This window comes from Pseudomonas sp. RA_15y_Pfl2_54, assembly GCF_963971015.1.
Classification (GTDB): domain Bacteria; phylum Pseudomonadota; class Gammaproteobacteria; order Pseudomonadales; family Pseudomonadaceae; genus Aquipseudomonas; species Aquipseudomonas baetica_A.
In genome coordinates, this window is the sequence record NZ_CAXAPN010000050.1 from 1 (window position 1) to 22103 (window position 22103).

The 22103-nt window shown below is 59.8% G+C and carries 20 protein-coding genes; 15 read left to right on the forward strand and 5 right to left on the reverse strand.

Annotated elements, in window-relative coordinates; genetic code table 11:
* Window positions 1-206: 206 nt before the first annotated feature.
* Window positions 207-1196 carry an alpha/beta hydrolase family protein gene (locus AACY50_RS26790; protein WP_339433310.1) on the reverse strand — a complete coding sequence of 330 codons (990 nt, stop codon included), beginning with the start codon at window positions 1194-1196 and terminating at the stop codon, window positions 207-209.
* Between the two features lie 73 nt (window positions 1197-1269).
* On the opposite strand from AACY50_RS26790, the gene AACY50_RS26795 reads away from it, so the two are divergent.
* The 10 genes from AACY50_RS26795 to trpE all read left to right on the forward strand — a co-directional run bounded on the left by AACY50_RS26795 (window position 1270) and on the right by trpE (window position 13574).
* Window positions 1270-3666, forward strand: a complete 2397-nt coding sequence (locus AACY50_RS26795; protein WP_339495577.1) for a PAS domain-containing sensor histidine kinase — start codon at window positions 1270-1272, stop codon at window positions 3664-3666.
* Between the two features lie 18 nt (window positions 3667-3684).
* The gene (locus tag AACY50_RS26800; protein WP_008085218.1) at window positions 3685-4314 is read left to right on the forward strand and encodes a response regulator; all 630 of its coding nucleotides are present in this window, start codon (window positions 3685-3687) and stop codon (window positions 4312-4314) included.
* Window positions 4315-4643: 329 nt separating this feature from the next.
* Window positions 4644-5768 (forward strand): ABC transporter ATP-binding protein, encoded by a 1125-nt coding sequence (locus AACY50_RS26805; RefSeq protein WP_339464435.1) that lies wholly within the window; start codon window positions 4644-4646, stop codon window positions 5766-5768.
* 48 nt (window positions 5769-5816) lie between these two features.
* Window positions 5817-6860 (forward strand): ABC transporter substrate-binding protein, encoded by a 1044-nt coding sequence (locus AACY50_RS26810; protein WP_221731090.1) that lies wholly within the window; start codon window positions 5817-5819, stop codon window positions 6858-6860.
* Window positions 6861-7057: 197 nt separating this feature from the next.
* A complete protein-coding gene (locus AACY50_RS26815; protein WP_339433314.1) occupies window positions 7058-8305 on the forward strand; it encodes an ABC transporter permease in 1248 nt (415 codons plus the stop codon).
* A 12-nt stretch (window positions 8306-8317) separates the two neighbouring features.
* Window positions 8318-9142, forward strand: coding sequence for an ABC transporter permease (locus AACY50_RS26820; protein WP_339433315.1), 825 nt, complete (start codon window positions 8318-8320; stop codon window positions 9140-9142).
* 161 nt (window positions 9143-9303) lie between these two features.
* Complete coding sequence (locus AACY50_RS26825) at window positions 9304-10452, forward strand: iron-containing alcohol dehydrogenase (RefSeq protein ID WP_339464433.1); 1149 nt, start codon at window positions 9304-9306, stop codon at window positions 10450-10452.
* Window positions 10453-10532: 80 nt separating this feature from the next.
* A complete protein-coding gene (gene rpe / locus AACY50_RS26830; RefSeq protein WP_339539590.1) occupies window positions 10533-11207 on the forward strand; it encodes a ribulose-phosphate 3-epimerase in 675 nt (224 codons plus the stop codon).
* The gene (locus tag AACY50_RS26835) at window positions 11204-12022 is read left to right on the forward strand and encodes a phosphoglycolate phosphatase (RefSeq protein ID WP_339433318.1); all 819 of its coding nucleotides are present in this window, start codon (window positions 11204-11206) and stop codon (window positions 12020-12022) included. The genes rpe and AACY50_RS26835 overlap by 4 nt, the downstream gene beginning before the upstream one ends.
* Window positions 12023-12092: 70 nt before the next feature.
* Window positions 12093-13574, forward strand: a complete 1482-nt coding sequence (gene trpE / locus AACY50_RS26840; RefSeq protein ID WP_339433320.1) for an anthranilate synthase component I — start codon at window positions 12093-12095, stop codon at window positions 13572-13574.
* A 169-nt stretch (window positions 13575-13743) separates the two neighbouring features.
* Here the strand turns inward: trpE and estP are convergent, their stop codons facing one another.
* Window positions 13744-15651, reverse strand: coding sequence for an esterase EstP (gene estP / locus AACY50_RS26845; RefSeq protein ID WP_339433321.1), 1908 nt, complete (start codon window positions 15649-15651; stop codon window positions 13744-13746).
* A gap of 407 nt (window positions 15652-16058) precedes the next feature.
* Between estP and AACY50_RS26850 the strand changes: the two genes are divergently transcribed.
* The 4 genes from AACY50_RS26850 to AACY50_RS26865 all read left to right on the forward strand — a co-directional run bounded on the left by AACY50_RS26850 (window position 16059) and on the right by AACY50_RS26865 (window position 19348).
* Entirely contained in the window at window positions 16059-16652 is a 594-nt protein-coding gene (locus tag AACY50_RS26850) for an aminodeoxychorismate/anthranilate synthase component II (protein WP_339433322.1), read from the forward strand.
* A 9-nt stretch (window positions 16653-16661) separates the two neighbouring features.
* A complete protein-coding gene (gene trpD, locus AACY50_RS26855) occupies window positions 16662-17711 on the forward strand; it encodes an anthranilate phosphoribosyltransferase (RefSeq protein ID WP_123532375.1) in 1050 nt (349 codons plus the stop codon).
* A complete protein-coding gene (gene trpC / locus AACY50_RS26860; protein WP_339433323.1) occupies window positions 17708-18544 on the forward strand; it encodes an indole-3-glycerol phosphate synthase TrpC in 837 nt (278 codons plus the stop codon). Before trpD ends, trpC begins: the two co-directional genes overlap by 4 nt.
* 96 nt (window positions 18545-18640) lie before the next feature.
* Window positions 18641-19348, forward strand: a complete 708-nt coding sequence (locus AACY50_RS26865; protein ID WP_339433324.1) for a lipoate--protein ligase family protein — start codon at window positions 18641-18643, stop codon at window positions 19346-19348.
* Here the strand turns inward: AACY50_RS26865 and crp are convergent.
* Entirely contained in the window at window positions 19345-19989 is a 645-nt protein-coding gene (gene crp, locus AACY50_RS26870; protein ID WP_339433325.1) for a cAMP-activated global transcriptional regulator CRP, read from the reverse strand. The genes AACY50_RS26865 and crp overlap by 4 nt on opposite strands.
* 234 nt (window positions 19990-20223) lie before the next feature.
* Between crp and AACY50_RS26875 the strand changes: the two genes are divergently transcribed.
* A complete protein-coding gene (locus tag AACY50_RS26875; protein ID WP_221731079.1) occupies window positions 20224-20646 on the forward strand; it encodes an OsmC family protein in 423 nt (140 codons plus the stop codon).
* Window positions 20647-20866: 220 nt separating this feature from the next.
* On the opposite strand, the gene coq7 is transcribed toward AACY50_RS26875, so the two are convergent.
* Both coq7 and AACY50_RS26885 read right to left on the reverse strand, forming a co-directional pair.
* A complete protein-coding gene (coq7, locus tag AACY50_RS26880) occupies window positions 20867-21514 on the reverse strand; it encodes a 2-polyprenyl-3-methyl-6-methoxy-1,4-benzoquinone monooxygenase (protein ID WP_339539593.1) in 648 nt (215 codons plus the stop codon).
* 200 nt (window positions 21515-21714) lie between these two features.
* The gene (locus AACY50_RS26885) at window positions 21715-22053 is read right to left on the reverse strand and encodes a histidine triad nucleotide-binding protein (RefSeq protein WP_122594836.1); all 339 of its coding nucleotides are present in this window, start codon (window positions 22051-22053) and stop codon (window positions 21715-21717) included.
* Window positions 22054-22103 lie beyond the last annotated feature (50 nt).

Consider the following 22103-nt stretch of genomic DNA (forward strand, 5'->3'; position numbering starts at 1 on the left):
ACTACCCAAGCACTGGTCGCACTAGCCCGCAAGCTTGCCCGGGTGGTATTTGCTCTGTTGAAAAACCAGAGCGAATACTCACCTAAAGCGGTTTAGGGGCTAGGCATGAACCATAGAATCTCCCACATTCGATCGCGTTTGTTCAGTTGAAATGCAATCAAGTGTGGGAGCGGGCTTGCTCGCGAATGGGGCAACTCGGCGCTGGATCAGTCCGGGTTCTGCGGATTCAACCAACCACGCACCCGGCGGAACAATTGTTCCTGCTCTGCCTTGTTGTCCGGCAGTGCCTTGAGTGCGACTTGGCTGAACGCCGAAGTCTTCAAACGCTTGCTCGCCTGCATCCGTTCCAGCGCCGCATGGCGATCCAGCGGTTTGTCCATGTAGAAAATATCAGCGGTCGGCAACTTCAGCATGGGCGTGAGTTCGGCCAGTGGTGGTTTGGCCTTGGTCGGGACCTGCGCATCGACCATGACAAACTTCTCGACCTGCGCCGTTTGCTTCTCGCTCAAATAACGCGCTGCCCAGTAGGCCCCCGTGCCGTGACCGAGCACCACGATACGGCGTGCGCTCTGCTGTTCGGCGTAGGCAATGGCTGCGTCGATGCGCGCGAAGATGCGTTCGGCATCCGCTTTGGCTTGTTCTTCCGTTGTTTCGGCCACCACCTGATCGGCCACCTCCGCTTCACCGCCAGCCGCTTGTTCGATCGGTTGCGCAGTGGTGGCATCCTTGCTGCCACTTTCGGGGGCTTTCGCTGGTGCCGCCGCTTCGATCACGCGCGGTGCGATGACATCGCTTTGCAGGTCGGGCAGGGTGATGCTCAGGCTGCTCCATTCGACGTCCGGCAATTTTTGCCGTAACGGGCCGATTGCCTGAGGCCAGTCAGCTGTTTCGCCCGCGCCGGGGATGATAATCACCGCGCCTTTGGGTTCGGCGGTATTGGCCGGTTTCCACAGGGCAAGGAAGGTCTCGCTGCCAGCCTGCAATTGTTGCTGTTCTTGCGTCGGGACGATACGTTCCAGTGCCGCCGCCTCTTCCTGACTACGCTCAAGCAGTGGCTGACGTTCGACGGGTTTTTCTTCAGCGGGTTGGGCCGACGTGGTGGCAGGCGCCGGATCGGCCGCTTCGACGGAAAACGCACAAGGCAGGATCAGCGACAGGCACAATGCTGGCATTGCCAGGCGGTAGACAGAGGGCATCGGTTATTCCAGGCCAGAAAGTATCCCGGCAGCCTAATGGGTTGGTCAGAATTTGTCAGTGTATGGGGCTTCAATGAAGCGATTTTGCTGCCTGTGGGTTATCGGCTGTTTGTGGTTTCCCTTGATGGGCTGGGCCGCGCCTGCGCCACCGGCACACGTTGCACAATTGTCAGAGGGCCAGCAGCAATGGTTGGCGCAACACCATGAACTGCGTGTCGGTCTGGTGTTGCAGGCGCCCTTTGCGCAGTACGACCGACGCTTGCAGCGCCTGTCCGGGGCCAACGTCGAGTTGATGAAATGGCTGGCCCGGGCTCTTAATATCGAGTTGAGCTGGCGTAATTTTCAGGATCTGGCGCAATTGGAAACCGCTTTGCGCGACGGCGAGATCGACATCGCCCCGGGCCTGACCCAGACGCCGAGTGCCCTGCGTCTGTGGAAGTTTTCCGATCCATACATGCGTGTCCCGCAACTGGTGGTCAGCGATCAAAAGTCCAGCGGAGCAGTGGATCTGGAAAAAATCGACAGCCAGACTCGCGTCGCCATCCGCATGCCGAGTGCCACCGCCGACTATCTGCGCAGCAACTATCCCCATCTGAATCTGCAAGGCGTGCCGCTGGAGCGTCAGGCGTTGCAGTTGCTGCTGAGTCAGCAGGCCTCTTACGCGGTGATTGATGAGGCACAACTCGGTCGGTTGTCGGCCGAGCCCGAGTTTGCCGAACTGGTGGTGGTCGGTGATGTGGGCCTGCCGCAATTGCTGCGAGTCGCCTCACGTCGCGATTGGCCGGAACTGGCGGGCATTGTCCAGAGTGCCTTGAACGCAATCCCGGCCAGGGATCTGGAGCGCCTGCACAATCAATGGCTGCAACCCAAATACCCGCGACTGACGGAGTCGCCGGGGTTCTGGCAGAACCTCAGTCTGTTGTTCGCGGTGATGCTGCTCAGTTGCGCGGCGATTGTGTTCTGGCAGCGGCGCCAGCAACAGAGCCTTGAGCAACGTCTGCTCGCCGCACGGGAAGACATCGCCCTGCGCGCAGCCAGCGAAGAGGCGTTGCGCCTGACGCAGTTCTCCATCGATCAAAGTACCGTCGGCATTCTTTGGGTCAACTGGGACAGTCATGTTCGCTATGCCAACCGCGCGGCGGAAAACATGCTCGGCTACCCCTCTGGCGCACTCATCGAACGACCGCTGATCGACTTCGAACCGGGTCTGCACATGGACCGCTGGCTCAGCCTGTGGAAGCGCGCGCGGACCAGTGAAGAAGGCCCGCTGAGCTTCGAAACCAGTTGCGTGCGCGCCGATGGCAGCATCCTGCCGGCTGACGTATCGCTGAGCTTTCTGCGTTTTCGCGAGAGTGAATATCTGGTGGTTTACCTCACCGATGTCACGGAACGCCGTCGCGCGTTGGCGGCGTTGCAGGAAAGTGAGGCAAGGCTGCAGGGGATCGCCGCCAATGTACCGGGGCTGGTGTTCCGTCTGGAGCGGGCGCCAGTGACCGGGCAGATCGACTTTGCCTATATCAGCGAGGGCAGCGAAAGTCTGGTCGGTTACGCGCCGGCGGCGATTGCCCACCGCGACATGGGCCTGCGCAGTCTGGTGCACCCGGACGACAAGGCCGGTTATCACCGCACGCAGGATCACGCGCTGGATACCGACAGCGATTGGTCGTGGCAGGGGCGAATCCTCACGCGCCAGGGTGAGCAGCGTTGGGCCGAGATCAAGGCGATCACCCGTCAGTTGGAGGATGGCGCCTATGTCTGGGACGGCATCGTCTGGGACATCACCGAGAGCAAGCGCATCGAACTGGAACTGGCGGCATCGCGTGAGCAACTGCGTGAACTGTCGGCGCACCTTGAAAGTGTCCGCGAAGAAGAGAAGGCGCGCATTGCTCGTGAGGTTCACGATGAATTGGGGCAGATGCTGACGGTGCTCAAACTCGAAACATCGATGTGCGAACTGGCTTACGCGCAACTGGACCCGGGGCTGAATGAGCGGTTGAACAGCATGAAACGCCTGATCGCCCAGTTGTTCCAGTTGGTGCGCGATGTGGCGACAGCGCTAAGGCCGCCGATTCTGGATGCCGGGATCGCTTCGGCGATTGAATGGCAGGCCCGTCGATTCGAAGCGCGCACGCAAATTCCGTGTCTGGTGCAGGTGCCGGATAATCTGCCGGCGCTGAGCGATGCCAAGGCGATTGGCTTGTTCCGTATCCTGCAGGAAGCGTTGACCAACGTGATGCGCCATGCTCAGGCGCATACTGTGGAGCTGACGCTGGCGCTGGAAGGCGACGAATTGTGTCTGACGGTCAGCGATGATGGCGTAGGCTTTGTCGCCCCTACGGGCAGGGCGACGTCGTTTGGTCTGGTCGGCATGCGTGAGCGGGTGCTGATCATGGGCGGGCGCTTGGCGCTTGAGAGTGAGCCGGGGGAGGGCACCAGTCTGAATGTTTGGGTGCCGGTGGATGAGGTTTGACTGAATCTGGAGAAGAACGTGATCCGTGTACTGGTAGCCGAAGACCACACCATTGTCCGAGAAGGCATCAAGCAATTGATTGGCCTGGCCAAGGACCTGCAAGTGGTGGGGGAGGCGAGCAATGGTGAGCAACTGCTTGAAACCCTGCGTCATGTGCCGTGCGAAGTGGTGTTGCTGGACATCTCCATGCCTGGGGTCAACGGCCTTGAGGCGATCCCGCGAATCCGTGCGCTGAACAATCCGCCGGCCATTCTGGTGTTGTCGATGCACGACGAAGCACAAATGGCGGCACGGGCATTGAAGGTCGGAGCGGCCGGCTACGCGACCAAGGACAGCGATCCGGCGCTGTTGCTGACCGCCATTCGCAAAGTCGCGGCGGGCGGGCGCTACATCGATCCGGATCTGGCTGATCGGATGGTCTTCGAGGTTGGCCTGACTGATGCGCGACCGTTGCACTCTTTGTTGTCGGAGCGCGAATTCTCGGTGTTCGAGCGGCTGGCGCAAGGCGCCAACGTCAACGACATCGCCCAGCAACTGGCCCTGAGCAGCAAGACCATCAGCACGCACAAGGCGCGGTTGATGCAGAAACTCAACATTACTTCGCTGGCCGAACTGGTCAAATACGCGATGGAACACAAACTCCTCTGAAGATCACCGCAATCAAAAACGGTGGGAGGCAGTCGCCAACTAAGTTGGATGACCCACTGCATTCGGGAGCAAGCCCCCTCCCACATGGAATCTCTACTGTGTTCCGGATTGTGGGCATATCCGTTAGCGACAGCGGCTAGTGCCTGCTCTGTTGGCTCGCAGCTTGTCGCTCGCGGCGGCCTTATCCGTTAGCGCCATCCTTGTAGGGCAATCCCTACCCCCAACCTTCCATCCGGCTGAGGCGATTCTCTCCTGCGCCCCGATTTGCGTGCCTGTCAGCAGCCACTAGGCTTAACCCACAAGCAGTCATCAACAACAAAGGTGCGGGTATGAGCCAGGTCGATTCAAACGCAGGGGCCAGTGATGTGTTGGTCAGCTTTCGTGGAGTGCAGAAGAGCTACGACGGCGAGAACCTGATCGTCAAAGACCTCAACGTGGACATTCGCAAAGGCGAGTTCCTGACCCTGCTCGGGCCGTCCGGCTCCGGCAAGACCACCAGCCTGATGATGCTCGCCGGTTTTGAAACACCGACGGCCGGGGAAATCCTTCTGGGCGGGCGTGCGATCAACAACGTACCGCCGCACAAGCGCGACATCGGCATGGTGTTCCAGAACTACGCACTGTTCCCGCACATGACCGTGGCCGAGAACCTTGCGTTCCCGCTGACCGTGCGCGGCCTGAACAAGAGCGACGTCGGCGACAAGGTCAAGAAAGTCTTGAGCATGGTTCAGCTCGACGCGTTCGCCTCACGCTATCCGGCACAGTTGTCCGGTGGCCAGCAACAGCGTGTGGCACTGGCTCGTGCGTTGGTGTTCGAACCGCAACTGGTACTGATGGACGAACCGCTCGGCGCCCTCGACAAACAACTGCGTGAACACATGCAGATGGAAATCAAGCACCTGCACCAGCGGCTCGGCGTGACCGTGGTCTACGTGACCCACGACCAGGGCGAAGCCCTGACCATGTCCGACCGCGTTGCGGTATTCCATCAGGGCGAAATTCAGCAGATCGCGCCGCCACGCGCCCTCTACGAAGAGCCGAAGAACACCTTTGTCGCCAACTTCATTGGCGAGAACAACCGCCTCAACGGCCGCTTGCTCAGCCAGAACGGCGAGCGCTGCGTGGTCGAACTCGGTCGTGGCGAGAAGGTCGAGGCGCTGGCGGTCAACGTCGGCCAGACCGGCGAACCGGTGACTTTGTCGATCCGCCCCGAGCGCGTCAGCCTCAACGGTTCGAGCGACCAATGCGTCAACCGCTTCTCAGGGAGGGTGGCGGAATTCATCTATCTGGGCGACCACGTCCGGGTGCGCCTGGAAGTCTGCGGCAAGACCGACTTCTTCGTGAAACAACCGATTGCCGAGCTCGATCCCGGGCTCACTGTCGGTGACGTGGTTCCGCTTGGCTGGCAGGTCGAGCACGTACGCGCGCTTGATCCTCTTTTAGAGGCGAACTGATCGCCCCGGCACTACCAACACCAACCCTGCACGTGGAGAGAACAATAAATGTTGAGATCCCTGAAGTTCACCGCCCTGACCCTGGGCCTGATGGGTGCGGCAAGCGCAATGGCCGCTGGCCCGGATTTGACCGTGGTGTCGTTTGGCGGGGCGAACAAGGCGGCGCAAGTCAAAGCCTTCTATGCACCGTGGGAAGCGGCGGGCAACGGCAAGATCATTGCCGGCGAGTACAACGGCGAAATGGCCAAGGTCAAAGCCATGGTCGACACCAAGAGCGTGTCGTGGGACCTGGTCGAGGTTGAATCGCCAGAACTGTCCCGTGGTTGCGACGAAGACATGTTCGAGCCACTGGACCCAGCGTTGTTCGGCAAGAGCGAAGACTACGTCAAAGGCGCGATCCAGCCCTGCGGCGTTGGCTTCTTCGTTTGGTCGACCGTACTGGCGTACAACGCCGACAAGCTGAAAACCGCGCCAACCAGTTGGGCTGATTTCTGGGACACCAAGAAATTCCCGGGCAAGCGTGGCCTGCGTAAAGGCGCCAAGTACACCCTCGAATTCGCCTTGATGGCCGATGGCGTTGCGCCGAAGGACGTCTACAAAGTACTGGCTGGCAAGGACGGTCAGGACCGCGCGTTCAAGAAACTCGATGAGCTCAAACCCAGCATTCAGTGGTGGGAAGCCGGCGCTCAACCGCCGCAATACCTTGCTTCCGGCGACGTGGTCATGAGCTCGGCCTACAACGGTCGCATCGCTGCCGTGCAGAAAGAGTCCAACCTCCAAGTGGTCTGGAACGGCGGCATCTACGACTTCGACGCCTGGGCCATCCCGAAAGGTCTGGACGCCAAGCGTGCCGAAGCGGCGAAGAAGTTCATCGCCTACTCGGTGCAGCCGCAGCAGCAGAAGACGTACTCGGAAAACATCGCCTACGGCCCGGCCAACACCCAAGCCGTACCGCTGCTGTCCAAGGATGTTCTGAAAGACATGCCGACCACCCCGGAAAACATCGCCAACCAGGTGCAGATCGACGTCAGTTTCTGGGCTGACAACGGCGAGCAACTGGAACAGCGTTTCAACGCCTGGGCGGCGAAGTAACCCGAGGGCTCGCCCTCCTGTGGGAGCGGGCTTGCTCGCGAAAGCGCCAGTACATTCAACATTGATGTCGACTGACACGCCGCCTTCGCGAGCAAGTCGAATCGTCGCACCGTCGCCCCCACATTTGGATCTGTGTGCATCAATCGATCGAGGTGGTCCGCCACCTCTGTAACGATCAAAGATTTGCGGAGTACGTCATGGCCATCGCCGTTCCCCTGAACGAGGGCGCCAGCCCCACCTTGAAGCAGAAGCTCAAGCACGCCGAGCGGGTCAACCGCTGGAAGGCCCAGGCGTTGATTGCGCCGCTGGTGCTTTTTCTGTTGCTGGTGTTTCTCGTGCCGATCGTGGCGCTGCTCTACAAAAGCGTCGGCAACCCGGAAGTGGTCGGCGGCATGCCGCGCACCGTGGCGGCCATCGTCAGTTGGGACGGTCGCGGTCTACCCGCCGAACCGGTCTACAAGGCTGCCAGCGATGACCTCGCCGAAGCCCGGAAAAACTCGACGCTGGGCGATTTGTCCAAGCGCTTGAACATGGAGTTGGCCGGCTATCGCAGCCTGCTGACCAAAACGGCCCGGGCGCTGCCATTTGCCAGCGAGCCGGCCTCTTATAAAGCCGCCCTGGAAGCACTCGATGAGCGCTGGGGCGATCCGGCCTACTGGCAAGCGGTCAAGCGCAACACCAGCAGCATCACCCCGTATTACCTGCTGGCGGCAGTCGACCATCGCATCGACGACCTCGGCGAAATCGCCCCGGCCACCCCCGATCAGGCGATCTACCTCGATATCTTCGCCCGTACGTTCTGGATGGGCCTGGTCATCACCGTAATCTGCCTGCTGCTCGCTTATCCACTGGCTTATCTGCTGGCGAACTTGCCATCACGCCAGAGCAACCTGCTGATGATTCTGGTGCTGTTGCCGTTCTGGACCTCGATTCTGGTGCGCGTGGCCGCCTGGATCGTGTTGCTGCAATCGGGCGGTCTGATCAACGGCGCCCTGATGGCGATGGGCATCATCGATAAACCGCTGGAGTTGGTGTTCAACCGCACCGGCGTTTACATCTCGATGGTACACATCCTGCTGCCGTTCATGATTCTGCCGATCTACAGCGTGATGAAAGGCATCTCGCCAACCTACATGCGTGCCGCGATCTCGCTGGGCTGCCATCCGTTCGCCAGTTTCTGGCGGGTGTACTTCCCGCAGACCTACGCGGGTGTCGGCGCCGGTTGCCTGTTGGTGTTCATCCTCGCCATCGGCTACTACATCACCCCGGCGCTGCTCGGCAGCCCGAACGATCAGATGGTCAGCTACTTCGTCGCGTTCTACACCAACACCAGTATCAACTGGGGCATGGCCACCGCGCTGGGCGGCTTGCTGCTGCTGGCAACCGTGGTGCTTTATCTGATTTACAGCTGGCTGGTGGGCGCCAGTCGCCTGCGCCTGAGCTAAGGGGAATTTGAGATGCTGAGTCCTTACATGTCGCCCATCGAACGGGTGTGGTTCTACAGTTTGCGGATCCTGTGCGGCTTGATTTTGCTGTTCCTGATCCTGCCGGTGCTGGTGATCGTGCCGCTGTCGTTCAACTCGGGCAGTTTCCTGGTGTACCCGCTACAAGGCTTTTCGCTGCACTGGTATCAGGACTTCTTCGCCTCGGCGGAGTGGATGCGGGCGCTTCGCAACAGCATCATCGTGGCCCCGGCCGCAACCGCGCTGGCCATGGTCTTCGGTACGCTGGCAGCGATCGGCCTGACCCGTGGCGACTTTCCCGGCAAACCGCTGGTGATGGCGCTGGTGATTTCGCCGATGGTCGTGCCGGTGGTGATCATTGGTGTGGCCAGTTATCTGTTCTTTGCGCCACTGGGCCTGGGCAACAGCTTCTTCTCGCTGATCGTCGTGCATGCGGTACTCGGTGTGCCGTTTGTGATCATTACGGTGTCGGCGACGTTGCAGGGGTTTAACCATAATCTGGTGCGGGCGGCGGCCAGTCTTGGTGCTTCGCCGCTGACCGCGTTCCGTCGCGTGACTTTGCCGCTGATTGCGCCAGGGGTCATTTCCGGGGCGTTGTTTGCCTTTGCGACGTCGTTTGATGAGGTGGTGGTGACGTTGTTTCTGGCCGGGCCTGAGCAGGTTACGTTGCCTCGGCAGATGTTCAGCGGGATTCGCGAAAACCTCAGTCCGACGATTGCGGCTGCCGCGACCTTGCTGATCGCCTTCTCGGTGATCCTGCTGCTGACCCTGGAATGGTTGCGTGGCCGTAGTGAAAAACTGCGCACCGCCCAGGTCTAAAGCCGTACTCGGTGAAAACGGTGGGAGGGAGCAAGCCCCCTCCCACAAGGGATTTGTGTTGTGTGCGAAGTCTTGGGTTATTCACGACCTGAATAGCAGACAACCCCGAATCCCCAGCTAATCTTGTGCCCAGCTCCCCTATCTATAAGAGGCTGCGCACCATGAGTCTTTCCCAGTTCAAAATCGCTCACAAACTGATCACCGGCGCCGGCGCCATCGAGCAACTGGCGGCGGAACTCACCCGCCTCGACATCGACAACCCGCTGATCGTCACCGACGCCGCGCTGGTCAAATCCGGCACCGTTGAGCTGGCGCTGGTGCAACTGGGCGGGCGCGAGTACGAGATTTTCGACCGCGTGCTGCCGGACCCGGAAATCGCCATTGTCGAAGACTGCATGCGCGCGTACCGCGAGGGCGGGCATGACGGCTTGATTGGTCTGGGCGGCGGCAGTGCCATCGACATCGCCAAAAGTGTCGCCGCCTATGCCGGTTATCACGGCGCGCTGGAGGATCTGTTCGGCGTCGAACAGGTGCCACGCAAAGGCCCGCCACTGATCGCCATCCCGACCACCGCCGGCACCGGCTCGGAAGTGACCAACGTCGCCATTCTTTCGGACAAGGTTGCGCAACTGAAGAAAGGCATCGTCAGCGACTATCTATTACCGGACGTCGCGCTGGTCAGTCCGCAGATGACCCTGACGTGCCCACGCAGTGTCACCGCCGCCAGTGGCGTCGATGCGTTGGTGCATGCCATCGAATCCTATCTGTCGGTCAACGCCTCGCCGATCACCGATTCCCTGGCCATCGGCGCGATCAAACTGATCGCCAAGGCCCTGCCCAAGGCCTACGCCAACGGCGCCAACCTGCAAGCGCGGGAAGACATGGCCACCGCCAGCCTGATGGCCGGGATGGCCTTCGGTAACGCCGGGGTCGGTGCGGTGCATGCGCTGGCCTATCCGCTGGGCGGGCGTTTCAACATTGCCCATGGTGTCAGCAATGCGCTACTGCTGCCCTATGTCATGACCTGGAACAAGATGGCCTGCGTCGAGCGGATGCAGGATATTGCCGAAGCCATGGGGGTGAAGACCGCTCATCTGAGTGCCATTGAGGCAGCGGATAAAGCCGTGCAGGCCATGACCGACTTGTGTGCAGCGGTGGAGATTCCCGCCGGGTTGCGCAGTTTCGGTGTACCGCAAGACGCGATCCCGGCCATGGCCGTGGAGGCCGCCGGCATTGAACGGCTGATGCGCAACAACCCCCGTAAACTCAGCGCTATTGATATCGAGAAGATCTACCGCGCCGCCTACTGATCATCGCCGTCACGGTGCGCGCGCGCAAACTTGAGGTATACAATGCGCGCCATCGTGATTTAGCTCAGTAAAGGTGCGTCATGCAGCCCTTCGTAATTGCTCCGTCGATTCTTTCCGCCGACTTCGCCCGCCTCGGCGAAGAAGTGGACAACGTCCTCGCCGCGGGTGCCGACTTCGTTCACTTCGATGTCATGGACAACCACTACGTGCCCAACCTGACCATCGGCCCGATGGTTTGCGCGGCATTGCGCAAGTACGGCGTCACTGCGCCGATTGACGCGCACCTGATGGTCAGCCCGGTGGATCGCATCGTTGGCGACTTCATCGAAGCCGGCGCCACCTACATCACCTTTCACCCGGAAGCCACGTTGCACGTCGATCGCTCGCTGCAACTGATCCGCGAGGGGGGCTGCAAGTCCGGTCTGGTGTTCAACCCGGCGACTCCGCTGGACGTGCTCAAGTACGTGATCGACAAGGTCGACATGGTTCTGCTGATGAGCGTCAACCCAGGCTTTGGCGGGCAGAAGTTCATTCCCGGCACCCTCGACAAACTGCGCGAAGCACGGGCGATCATCGATGCGACGGGGCGTGACATCCGTCTGGAAATCGACGGCGGCGTCAACGTCAACAACATCCGTGAAATCGCTGCCGCTGGCGCCGACACCTTTGTGGCCGGCTCGGCGATCTTCAATGCACCGAACTATCAGGAAGTCATCGACAAGATGCGTTCCGAACTGGCGCTGGCGCGCCCATGAGCGGTTTTGAGCAGCTGTTCCCGGGCAAACTGCCACGGTTGGTGATGTTCGATCTGGATGGCACGCTGATCGACTCGGTTCCCGACCTGGCAGCGGCGGTGGACAACATGCTGCTCACCCTCGGCCGCCAGCCGGCGGGCATCGAGTCGGTGCGCGAGTGGGTTGGCAATGGCGCGCCGGTATTGGTGCGTCGTGCGCTGGCCGGCGGTATCGATCATGCCTCAGTGGATGACGTCGAAGCCGAGCAAGCGCTGGAAATTTTCATGCAGGCCTACGGCGCCAGCCACGAGCTGACCGTGGTCTATCCCGGCGTGCGCGACACGCTCAAATGGCTGCAAAAGCAAGGCGTGGCCATGGCGCTGATCACCAACAAGCCGGAGCGTTTCGTCGCGCCGCTGTTGGACCAGATGAAAATCGGCCGCTATTTCAAATGGATCATCGGCGGCGATACCTTGCCGCAGAAGAAACCCGACCCGGCCGCGCTGTTCTTCGTGATGAAAATGGCCAACATCCCGGCCTCGCAATCGCTGTTTGTCGGCGACTCGCGCAGTGACGTGCTGGCCGCGAAAGCGGCGGGGGTCAAATGTGTGGCACTGAGTTACGGCTACAACCATGGCCGACCGATTGCCGAGGAATACCCGGCACTGGTGATCGACGACCTGCGCAAGCTAATTCCCGGTTGCCTGGATCCGGCCGCTGAGATAACGTTGCCCGACGCTTCTCAATCCCCTTCTGGAAACGCCATCGTGGTGGTCACCCGCAAACTCTGGATGAAAGTCATCAAGGCCCTGGCCCGCTGGCGTTGGCGCGCCTGACTTGTTTCTGGCCGGCCTGCCGGCGCGTTTGCACACCTGACTGACAGCACCTCACACCACGAGGCATCTTATGATTCGCGAAGAATTCCTGCGCTTGGCCGCTGATGGCTACAACCGCATTCCGTTGGCCTGCGAAACCCTGGCCGACTTCGACACGCCGCTGTCGATCTACCTGAAACTGGCTGACCAACCCAACTCCTACCTGCTCGAGTCCGTGCAGGGCGGCGAGAAATGGGGCCGTTACTCGATCATCGGTCTGCCGTGCCGCACCGTGCTGCGGGTTTACGATCATCACGTCAGCATCACCGTTGATGGCGTCGAGACTGAAAGCCACGACGTTGAAGATCCGCTGGCCTTCGTCGAAACCTTCAAGGCCCGCTACAACGTGCCGACCATTGCTGGCCTGCCGCGATTCAACGGCGGTCTGGTCGGTTATTTCGGTTACGACTGCGTGCGTTATGTCGAGAAACGCCTGGGCAAGTGCCCCAACCCTGATCCGCTGGGCGTACCGGACATTCTGTTGATGGTGTCCGATGCGGTCGTGGTGTTCGACAACCTCGCCGGCAAGATGCACGCCATCGTATTGGCCGACCCTGCGCAGGCGGATGCCTACGAGCAAGGTCAGGCGCAATTGCAGGGACTGCTGGAGAAGCTGCGCCAGCCGATCACCCCGCGTCGTGGTCTGGACTTCAGCAAGCAGCAGTCCGCTGACCCGGTGTTCCGCTCCAGTTTTACTCAAGACGATTACGAAAAAGCCGTCGACACCATCAAGCAATACATCCTCGCCGGTGACTGCATGCAGGTCGTGCCGTCGCAGCGCATGTCGATCGACTTCAAGGCCGCACCGATCGATCTGTATCGCGCCTTGCGCTGTTTCAACCCGACGCCGTACATGTACTTCTTCAACTTCGGCGACTTCCACGTCGTCGGCAGTTCGCCGGAAGTGCTGGTGCGGGTCGAGGATAACCTGATCACGGTGCGTCCGATTGCCGGTACTCGCCCGCGTGGCGCGACAGAAGAAGCCGATCTGGCGCTGGAAGAAGACCTGCTGTCCGACGATAAAGAGATCGCCGAGCACTTGATGCTGATCGATCTGGGGCGTAACGACACCGGACGTGTCTCGGAAATCGGTTCGGTGAAACTCACCGAGAAGATGGTCATCGAGCGTTATTCCAACGTGATGCACATTGTTTCCAACGTCACCGGCCAGTTGAAAACCGGGCTGACGGCGATGGACGCGCTGCGGGCGATTCTGCCGGCGGGCACCTTGTCCGGGGCACCGAAGATTCGTGCGATGGAAATCATCGACGAACTCGAACCGGTCAAGCGTGGTGTGTATGGCGGTGCGGTGGGTTACTTCGCCTGGAACGGCAACATGGACACCGCGATTGCGATCCGTACCGCGGTGATCAAGAACGGCGAACTGCACGTACAGGCCGGTGGCGGCATCGTCGCCGACTCGGTGCCAGCGCTGGAATGGGAAGAAACCCTGAACAAGCGCCGTGCGATGTTCCGTGCCGTGGCACTGGCCGAGCAAACCCCGGATAGCTGAGTTCACGCCAATACCTGTGGGAGCAGGCTTGCTCGCGAAAGCGGCGGATCTGCGAATATTCATGTCGACGGGCACTGCGCTTTCGCGAGCAAGCCCGCTCCCACCGTTCGATTGGTGTTCAGCATAAAAAAACGCGGCGCCCGAAAGGACGCCGCGTTTTTTATTGATCCTAGAAGTCCAGCACGACGCCGACGTTAACCCCCTGCTGGGTAAAGTCATCGTCCTTGCGCAACGTATAACCGCCACGCAGCGCCAGATCGGCCGTCAGTTTATGGCTGACGCCCAGGCTCAAACGGTTCAAATGACTCTGCGGTGTGTAGCCCTCGAGTTTGAAGTCGTTGGCCGGCAGGGTATTGAGCGCGATGTTGACCTTCTGCACGTCATCCTCGTACTCACGTTCGTGGGCGTACTCACCAAACACCTGGGTTTGTGGGGTGATGTTGTACTTGCCCTGAATACCGAGGCCCAGACGTTTCGAATCGCGCGCCTGGTCATCGAAGGTCAGCGCTGTGGCCCGGTTGCTCTTTTCCGAGTAACCGTCGACATCCACGCTGGCGTAGTCGGCGCTGACGAACGGCGACAAATGCCATTCACTGCCCGGTTGGGCAATGTCGTATCCGATGCGGGTACTGAACGCCCACAGGTGGCCGTCGGTATCACCTTTCTCCGCACCTTCACTGACGCCCAGATCGAACTTGCGCTTGAGGTTGTCGTAGTCGAGTTTGCCACCGGTCAGCGCAGCGTCAGCCCACCAGCGGTTTTGCTGGAACTGGGCGAAGGCTGTCGCCAGATAGCTGTTGAGTTTGTAGTCCGAATCGTTGTGGCCTGCCTCCAGATTCTGCCGGTAGAAACCTGCCGCTACGCCTAACCGCCAAGCGTCATTGAGGCGATAGCTGCCACCCACGTTGAGGTTGTAACCACTGCCGTCGGCGCTGGCGCCGCTGCTTTGGCTGTCGACATCCAGGTGCTGGCCACCGGCGGAGACAATCGCCCGCCACTGACCGACGGGTTGCCAGTTCTCCCAATCCGCTTTCCATTGAGTACGCAGTTCATCCTGGTGCGCACGCAGCGTGGCGTGGGCCATTTCCGGCAGCAGTGTCAGCTCCCACGGTGCGGCCAACAGCGAATAGGCGTAGTCGGAGATCAGTTTCTGCCCGGTTTCGGTCGGGTGTACGCCGTCGTTGTAGATCAGCTTGCTCGGATCCGGCGTCGCACTGTTGATGCCGTAGCGGGCATTCTCCGTGCAACTGCTGCCGCTGAAGCAGGTTGCGGTCAGGTTCTGGTCGGTGGCCAGGCCAAAACGTCCGGGATCTGCGAAAGCCTCCGACAGGAGCACTGGAATATTCAACGGAATGATTTCAGCGTTGATGCCCTGTAAACGTGTCACCAATTGGCTGTTGAACTGGCTGGCGAGTTGACTGCTGAGCGCCTGAAAAGGCGTACCGTTGATGGCCGGGGTCAAACCGACATCAGGCAACAGCCAGACCATCACGTATTTGGCGCCGGCCGTTTGCAGGGCTTGTACGCTGTCAGCCAATCGGTCGGCACCCGCGTTAGCCTGAGGCAGGCTGAGAATTCGACCCTGCAGGAAGTCATTGCCACCGCCCGAAATGTAGTACAGCGCATTCGGGTCGGCGCGCAAGCCGTTCGACGGCAGGTAGCCGGCGCGGGTGCGTTCCCCTGTGGCAGATTGCGTAGTGATCGAGTCAAGGATCTGGTCAGTTCGATACCCCCCCACCGCCCAGTTGTTGCCGTCCGGCAGGCCTGCGTTGGCGCGTACAGCGGAGCTGGAGGAGGCCGTTTGATCCGCCGTAAACCCGAGGCGTCCGCCCAGCAGTTGCGTGGAGTTCAGCGAGCGCAGTTCACCGCTGCCATCCAGATAAACCGGGCCGGTACGGTTGGTATAGCGCTGGGTGGCGCCCGCCGGGCCGCCGGTGTCGGTGAATGTCCCGGCATCGTTGAGGCTGTCGCCAAAGACAATGAAGCTTGAGTATGGATTGGGTGCAGCATTCGCCTGGGCGCAGGCCAGGGCGAGCAAGCAACCGGCCAGCGGTGCAAACAACGTCTGTTTGATCATGAGCAAGTCCATTTATTTATTGTTGTAGGTGAACGAAACGACAGTACCAAAAACTTTCGACCTTTAGCCATCGGTCACGAACCCTTGCGTAGTTTTGTCCCCAGTCAGCCCCGCCATATTGCACGCTCTGCCCAGCTAAGTTACTGTGCCGGAACGTATGAACGAGACCTTCCCCGTGTTGATCACCAGCAAACTTCTGGATCAAGTCATCAAGGCACACGCCCGTTGGCGTTGGCGCGCCTGAATCTTTTCTGCCGGCCTGGCCGGATTTGTATCGCTTTGCCTTCCTTGCCCGTTTGAAATGCCGCTTTGCCGACGCCACCTGTGCGCCCGACATCGTGCAGCGCCCTGCGGGCAAGTCATCTGAAGGCTGTCTTCAAGTCAGAATTCAAGAGGTTCGAAACGCCATGTTGCTGATGATCGACAACTACGACTCCTTTACTTACAACGTTGTGCAGTACCTCGGCGAACTGGGGGCCGAAGTCAAAGTCGTGCGCAACGACGAATTGACCATTGCCGAAATCGAAGCGCTCAAGCCAGAGCGCATCGTGGTTTCTCCGGGGCCTTGCACGCCGACCGAAGCCGGCATCTCCATCGAGGCCATCAAGCACTTTGCCGGCAAGCTGCCCATTCTCGGCGTCTGCCTCGGCCACCAGTCCATCGGTCAGGCCTTTGGCGGGAATGTGGTGCGTGCCCGCCAAGTGATGCACGGTAAGACTAGTCCGGTATTCCATGAGGACAAGGGCGTTTTCGAAGGTCTCAACCATCCGCTGACTGTCACCCGCTACCACTCGCTGATCGTCAAGCACGCGACCTTGCCCGATTGCCTGGAGCTGACGGCCTGGACGCAACACGAAGACGGCTCTGTCGACGAAATCATGGGCCTGCGTCACAAGACCCTGAACATAGAAGGTGTACAGTTCCACCCCGAGTCGATCCTGACTGAGCAGGGCCATGAACTGTTTGCCAACTTCCTCAAACAAACCGGCGGCACGCGCTAAGGACTTCCCGTGAATATCAAGACAGCCCTGAGCCGTATCGTCGATCACCTCGACCTCAGCACCGATGAAATGCGCGACGTGATGCGCGAAATCATGACCGGCCAATGCACTGACGCGCAGATCGGCGCGTTCATGATGGCCATGCGCATGAAGAGCGAAAGCATCGATGAAATCGTCGGCGCCGTATCGGTGATGCGTGAACTGGCCGATCAGGTCGAACTCAAGACCCTCGACGGTGTGGTCGATGTGGTCGGCACCGGCGGTGACGGTGCCAACATTTTCAACGTATCGACCGCTTCTTCTTTTGTTGTTGCGGCAGCGGGTTGCACCGTGGCCAAACACGGCAATCGCGCGGTGTCGGGCAAGAGCGGCAGCGCCGACTTGCTGGAAGCCGCCGGTATCTACCTCAACCTGACGCCGGTTCAGGTCGCCCGTTGCATCGACAACGTCGGCATCGGTTTCATGTTTGCCCAGACCCATCACAAAGCCATGAAGTATGCCGCCGGCCCGCGCCGCGATCTGGGGCTGCGTACGCTGTTCAACATGCTCGGCCCGCTTACGAATCCGGCCGGTGTTAAACATCAGGTGGTGGGTGTGTTCAACCCGGCGTTGTGCCGCCCGTTGGCGGAAGTCTTGCAACGCTTGGGCAGCAAGCATGTGCTGGTGGTGCATTCCAAGGATGGTCTGGACGAATTCAGCCTTGCTGCGCCGACTTTTGTTGCCGAGCTGAAAAACAACGAGATCACCGAGTATTGGGTCGAACCCGAGGACTTGGGCATGAAGAGCCAGAGCCTGCACGGCCTGTCGGTCGACGGCCCGGAAGCTTCGCTGGCGTTGATCCGCGACGCACTGGGCAAGCGCAAAACCGAGAACGGCCAGAAAGCCGCCGAAATGATTGTGCTCAACGCCGGCGCGGCACTCTACGCCGCCGACGTGGCCAGCAGTTTGAAACAAGGCGTGGAGCTGGCGCACGACGCTCTGCACACCGGCCTCGCTCGGGAAAAACTCGAGGAGCTGGGCGCCTTTACCGCGGTATTCAAAGTGGAGAATGAAGGATGAGTGTACCGACGGTTCTGGAAAACATTCTGGCGCGCAAAGTTCAGGAAATCGCCGAGCGTAGCGCTCGTGTGAGCCTGAGCGAGCTGGAAAATCTGGCCAAGGCGGCCGATGCGCCCCGTGGTTTCGCCCAGGCGTTGTTGGCGCAGGCCAAGACCAAGCAGCCGGCGGTCATTGCCGAGATCAAAAAGGCGTCGCCAAGCAAAGGCGTGATCCGCGAAAACTTCGTTCCGGCCGACATTGCCAAAAGTTACGAGAAGGGTGGGGCGACCTGTCTTTCCGTACTGACCGATATCGATTACTTCCAAGGCGCCGATGCGTACCTGCAACAGGCTCGCGCCGCGTGCAAACTGCCGGTGATCCGCAAGGACTTCATGATCGATCCGTACCAGATCGTCGAAGCCCGTGCGCTGGGCGCCGACTGCGTGCTGTTGATCGTTTCTGCACTGGATGACGTGAAAATGGCCGAGTTGGCGTCGGTGGCCAAAGGCGTTGGTCTTGATGTCTTGGTGGAAGTGCACGACGGTGATGAGCTGGAGCGTGCATTGAAAACTCTCGATACGCCACTGGTCGGGGTCAACAACCGTAATCTGCACACTTTCGACGTCAGTCTGGAAACCACCCTCGACCTGCTCCCGCGTATTCCGCGCGATCGCTTGGTAATTACCGAGAGCGGCATCCTCAACCGTGCAGATGTCGAACTGATGGAAATCAGCGACGTTTACGCGTTCCTGGTCGGCGAAGCGTTCATGCGCGCCGAAAGCCCGGGGGTCGAATTGCAGCGTCTGTTCTTCCCGGAACGTGGGGCTGCGGTCAGCGGCTCGACCCTCGACTGATCTTTTTTGCAGGCGCCCGCGTCCCCTTTGGGGCCGGGCTTGCTCGCGAAGAGGCCCTCAAATTCTCTAAAGACTTCAAGTCTGTCGGAGCCATGCATGTCGCAGCCAACCGCCCTGACCATCGAAGCCGGACTGCAAGCCGAGCAGGACTTGCTCGCCTCCGTCTGCGCCGGTGATGCGGAGTTCGGTCTTCTGTTCTGGCGACCCAGCGACCGCGCGCTGGTCATGCCGCGCCGCCTCAATCGCCTCCCCGGTTTCGAACATGCCTGCGAAGTCTCTGCCGCTGCCGGCTGGCCGGTGCTTCTGCGCGAAACTGGCGGCGAACCCGTCCCGCAATCTGCGGCGACGATCAACATTGCACTGGTCTACGCGCCACCCCGCAACGAAGGCGATCTGAACCGCATCGAAACCGGCTACCGCCGCTTGTGCGATCCGATCTGTCAGTTGCTTGATGAGTTGGGCGGCACATCGTCCTTGGGTGAGATCGACGGAGCTTTTTGTGACGGGCGTTTCAACGTTAATCTCGACGGCCGCAAAATGGTTGGCACCGCCCAGCGCTGGCGCCAGAGTCAGGGCGGACAGCGTCCGGTAGGCCTGGTACACGGTGCGATGCTGATGGAGAACGAACGCGAATCGATGGTCGCGGCGGTCAATCGTTTCAACCAAGCTTGTGGCCTGGAATCGCGAGTGCGTGCCGAAAGCCATATCGCTTTGCACGAGAAATTCAGCGCGCCACAGGCGTTGGCGCGACTCGATGAGCTCTTTCGTTTAATGCTGGCGCAGATGTACAGCGTCGGTATCTAACGCGTACCGAAGACCACCATCGTCTTGCCTTTCACGTCGACCAGGTTGCGCTCCTCCAGATCCTTGAGCACACGACCGACCATCTCCCGCGAACAACCGACGATCCGGCCGATTTCCTGACGGGTCACCTTGATCTGCATGCCGTCCGGGTGGGTCATCGCGTCGGGTTGCTTGCACAACTCCAACAGGCAGCGTGCCACTCGTCCCGTGACGTCGAAGAACGCCAGATCGCCGACCTTGCGCGTGGTGTTGCGCAGGCGTTGTGCGATTTGTCCGCTGAGGACGTAAAGAATATCCGGATCCTGCTGTGACAATTCGCGGAACTTCGCGTAGCTGATTTCCGCCGTTTCGCACTCGACCTTGGCCCGCACCCAGGCACTGCGCTGCTGTTCCTGGCCGGCCTGTTCAAACAGTCCCAGTTCGCCGAAGAAGTCCCCCGCATTCAGGTACGCAATGATCATCTCGCGGCCGTCGTCATCCTCGATCAGGATCGTCACCGACCCCTTGATGATGAAGTACAACGTGTCCGAACGATCGCCAGCACAAATGATGTTGCTCTTGGCCGCATGCCGGCGGCGTTGACAATGCGTCAACAGCTTGTCGAGGTTCTTGATTTTGGGTGTGGGGGTAATAGCAACCATGGTTGTATCCCGAAAAAACTGCACGGTTATGTTTGATTTTTTATGAGGCGCTGAAGGCGGTCGCTACACAACTGGCTGAGCGCCAGCGAATTGGCGCCAGCTTACCAGACACTTCCGCGCAAATTCGAGAAATTACCTACGCTGGTGGAGCATTCGTCCTATGAACGCTGCTCGCTGCCAGAGCAAAGCCCTGTGATAAGCTGGCGACCCTTTTTTTACAGTGGAGTCTGGGCGATGAAGGCACGCATCCAATGGGCTGGTGAGGCCATGTTTCTCGGCGAATCCGGTAGTGGGCATGTTGTGGTCATGGACGGTCCGCCGGACGCCGGTGGTCGTAATCTGGGTGTTCGCCCGATGGAAATGCTCCTGCTGGGCGTCGGCGGTTGCAGCAACTTCGACGTGGTCAGCATTCTGAAAAAGTCCCGTCAGAACGTTGAAAGCTGTGAAGCCTTCCTTGAAGCCGAGCGCGCGACTGAAGATCCGAAGGTGTTCACCAAGATCCACATGCACTTCGTGGTCAAGGGCCGTGGCCTGAAAGAAGCTCAGGTCAAGCGCGCTATCGAACTGTCTGCCGAAAAATATTGCTCGGCTTCGATCATGCTCGGCGCCGCTGGCGTTGCTATCACCCACGATTACGAAATCGTCGAACTCGGTTGAATCGACATTCAACCGTCATAAAGGCAGTGCAGGATCTGGCGACCCCCGGTTGACGTCTGCATGATGCGCCACTTTTTTAAGGGCGGTGATCGGCCAGCCGGCGGGGCCGAGGCACAAAAAAGGCGACTACTTAGCGGTAGTCGCCTTTTTTATGGCTGGGATAAAGAAGCGGTGGGCGTTGACTGACCAGCGAAGAGGCTCTTTCGCAGGGATGCAATCTTCAGATCCGGTAGGTGCTCTTGGTCATCACCTTCGCCAAAAGACTCATCCCGAACTTGACCGGTGCCGGAAAGCGGAAACCGCCAGCCTCCAGCGCACTTTCGGCATGATGCTCTTCATCGATACGCATCTGCAGCAGAATTGCCCGAGATTTTTCATCCTCAGTCGGCAGTTGCTCCAGATGCTCATTCAAGTGTTTGCACACCTGATGCTCGGTGGCCGCGACAAACCCCAGGCTGACCTTGTCGCTGATCAAGCCAGCGACAGCACCGATGCCGAACGACATGCCATAAAACAGCGGATTGAGAACGCTGGTATGGCTCCCTAGTTGCTGGATGCGTTGTTCGCACCAGACCAGGTGATCAATTTCCTCTTCGGCGGCGTGCTCCATGGCTTCGCGCACCTGCGGCAACTTGGCGGTCAGCGCCTGGCCCTGATACAGCGCTTGGGCACAGACTTCACCGGTATGGTTGATACGCATCAGGCCGGCGACATGGCGGGTGTCTTCGTCGCTCATTTGTGTTTCCGGCTGCAGGATGGCCGGCGACGGGCGATACGGCTGGCCACTGAATGGCAGTAATGTACGCATCGCGGCATCGGCTTGCAGCAGAAGACGGTCAATCGGCGAGTAGTGACGTTGGGTAGTCATGCTGACCTCCGGGAAGAATCTCGATGGCCAGTTTAACCGAATCGGCCAGGGAAGGTTTGCGCTGGGTCATATGCCGCAGGGGCATGCTGCTTTGTGGGCGCGGGGTGTGCTCGCGAAAACGGTGTGTCAGCCGAAGATGCTCCGAAAGTACTCACATCTTCACGAGCAAGCCCCACCCCCGCAGTGGAGGGGATTGTGCCTTAGCCCGGTGGCCAGTTCATCTGGCGCTGACCCAGTACGTGCATATGAATGTGATAGACGGTCTGCCCACCTTTTTCATTGCAGTTCATCACCACGCGAAAGCCTTCTTCACAACCCAACTCCAGCGCCAGACGCTGTGCAGTGAACAGGATATGCCCAGCCAGTGCCTTGTCGTCTTCAGTCAGATCATTGAGGGTACGCACCGGTTTCTTCGGGATCACCAGAAAATGTACCGGTGCCTGAGGGGCGATGTCGTGGAACGCCAGAACCTGGTCGTCCTCGTAAATGATGTTCGCCGGGATTTCCCGGTTGATGATCTTGGTGAACAGAGTATCCACTGCTGTTTTCTCCGTTGTGTGGGCTGGCCTGAGTGTACTCATGGGGAATG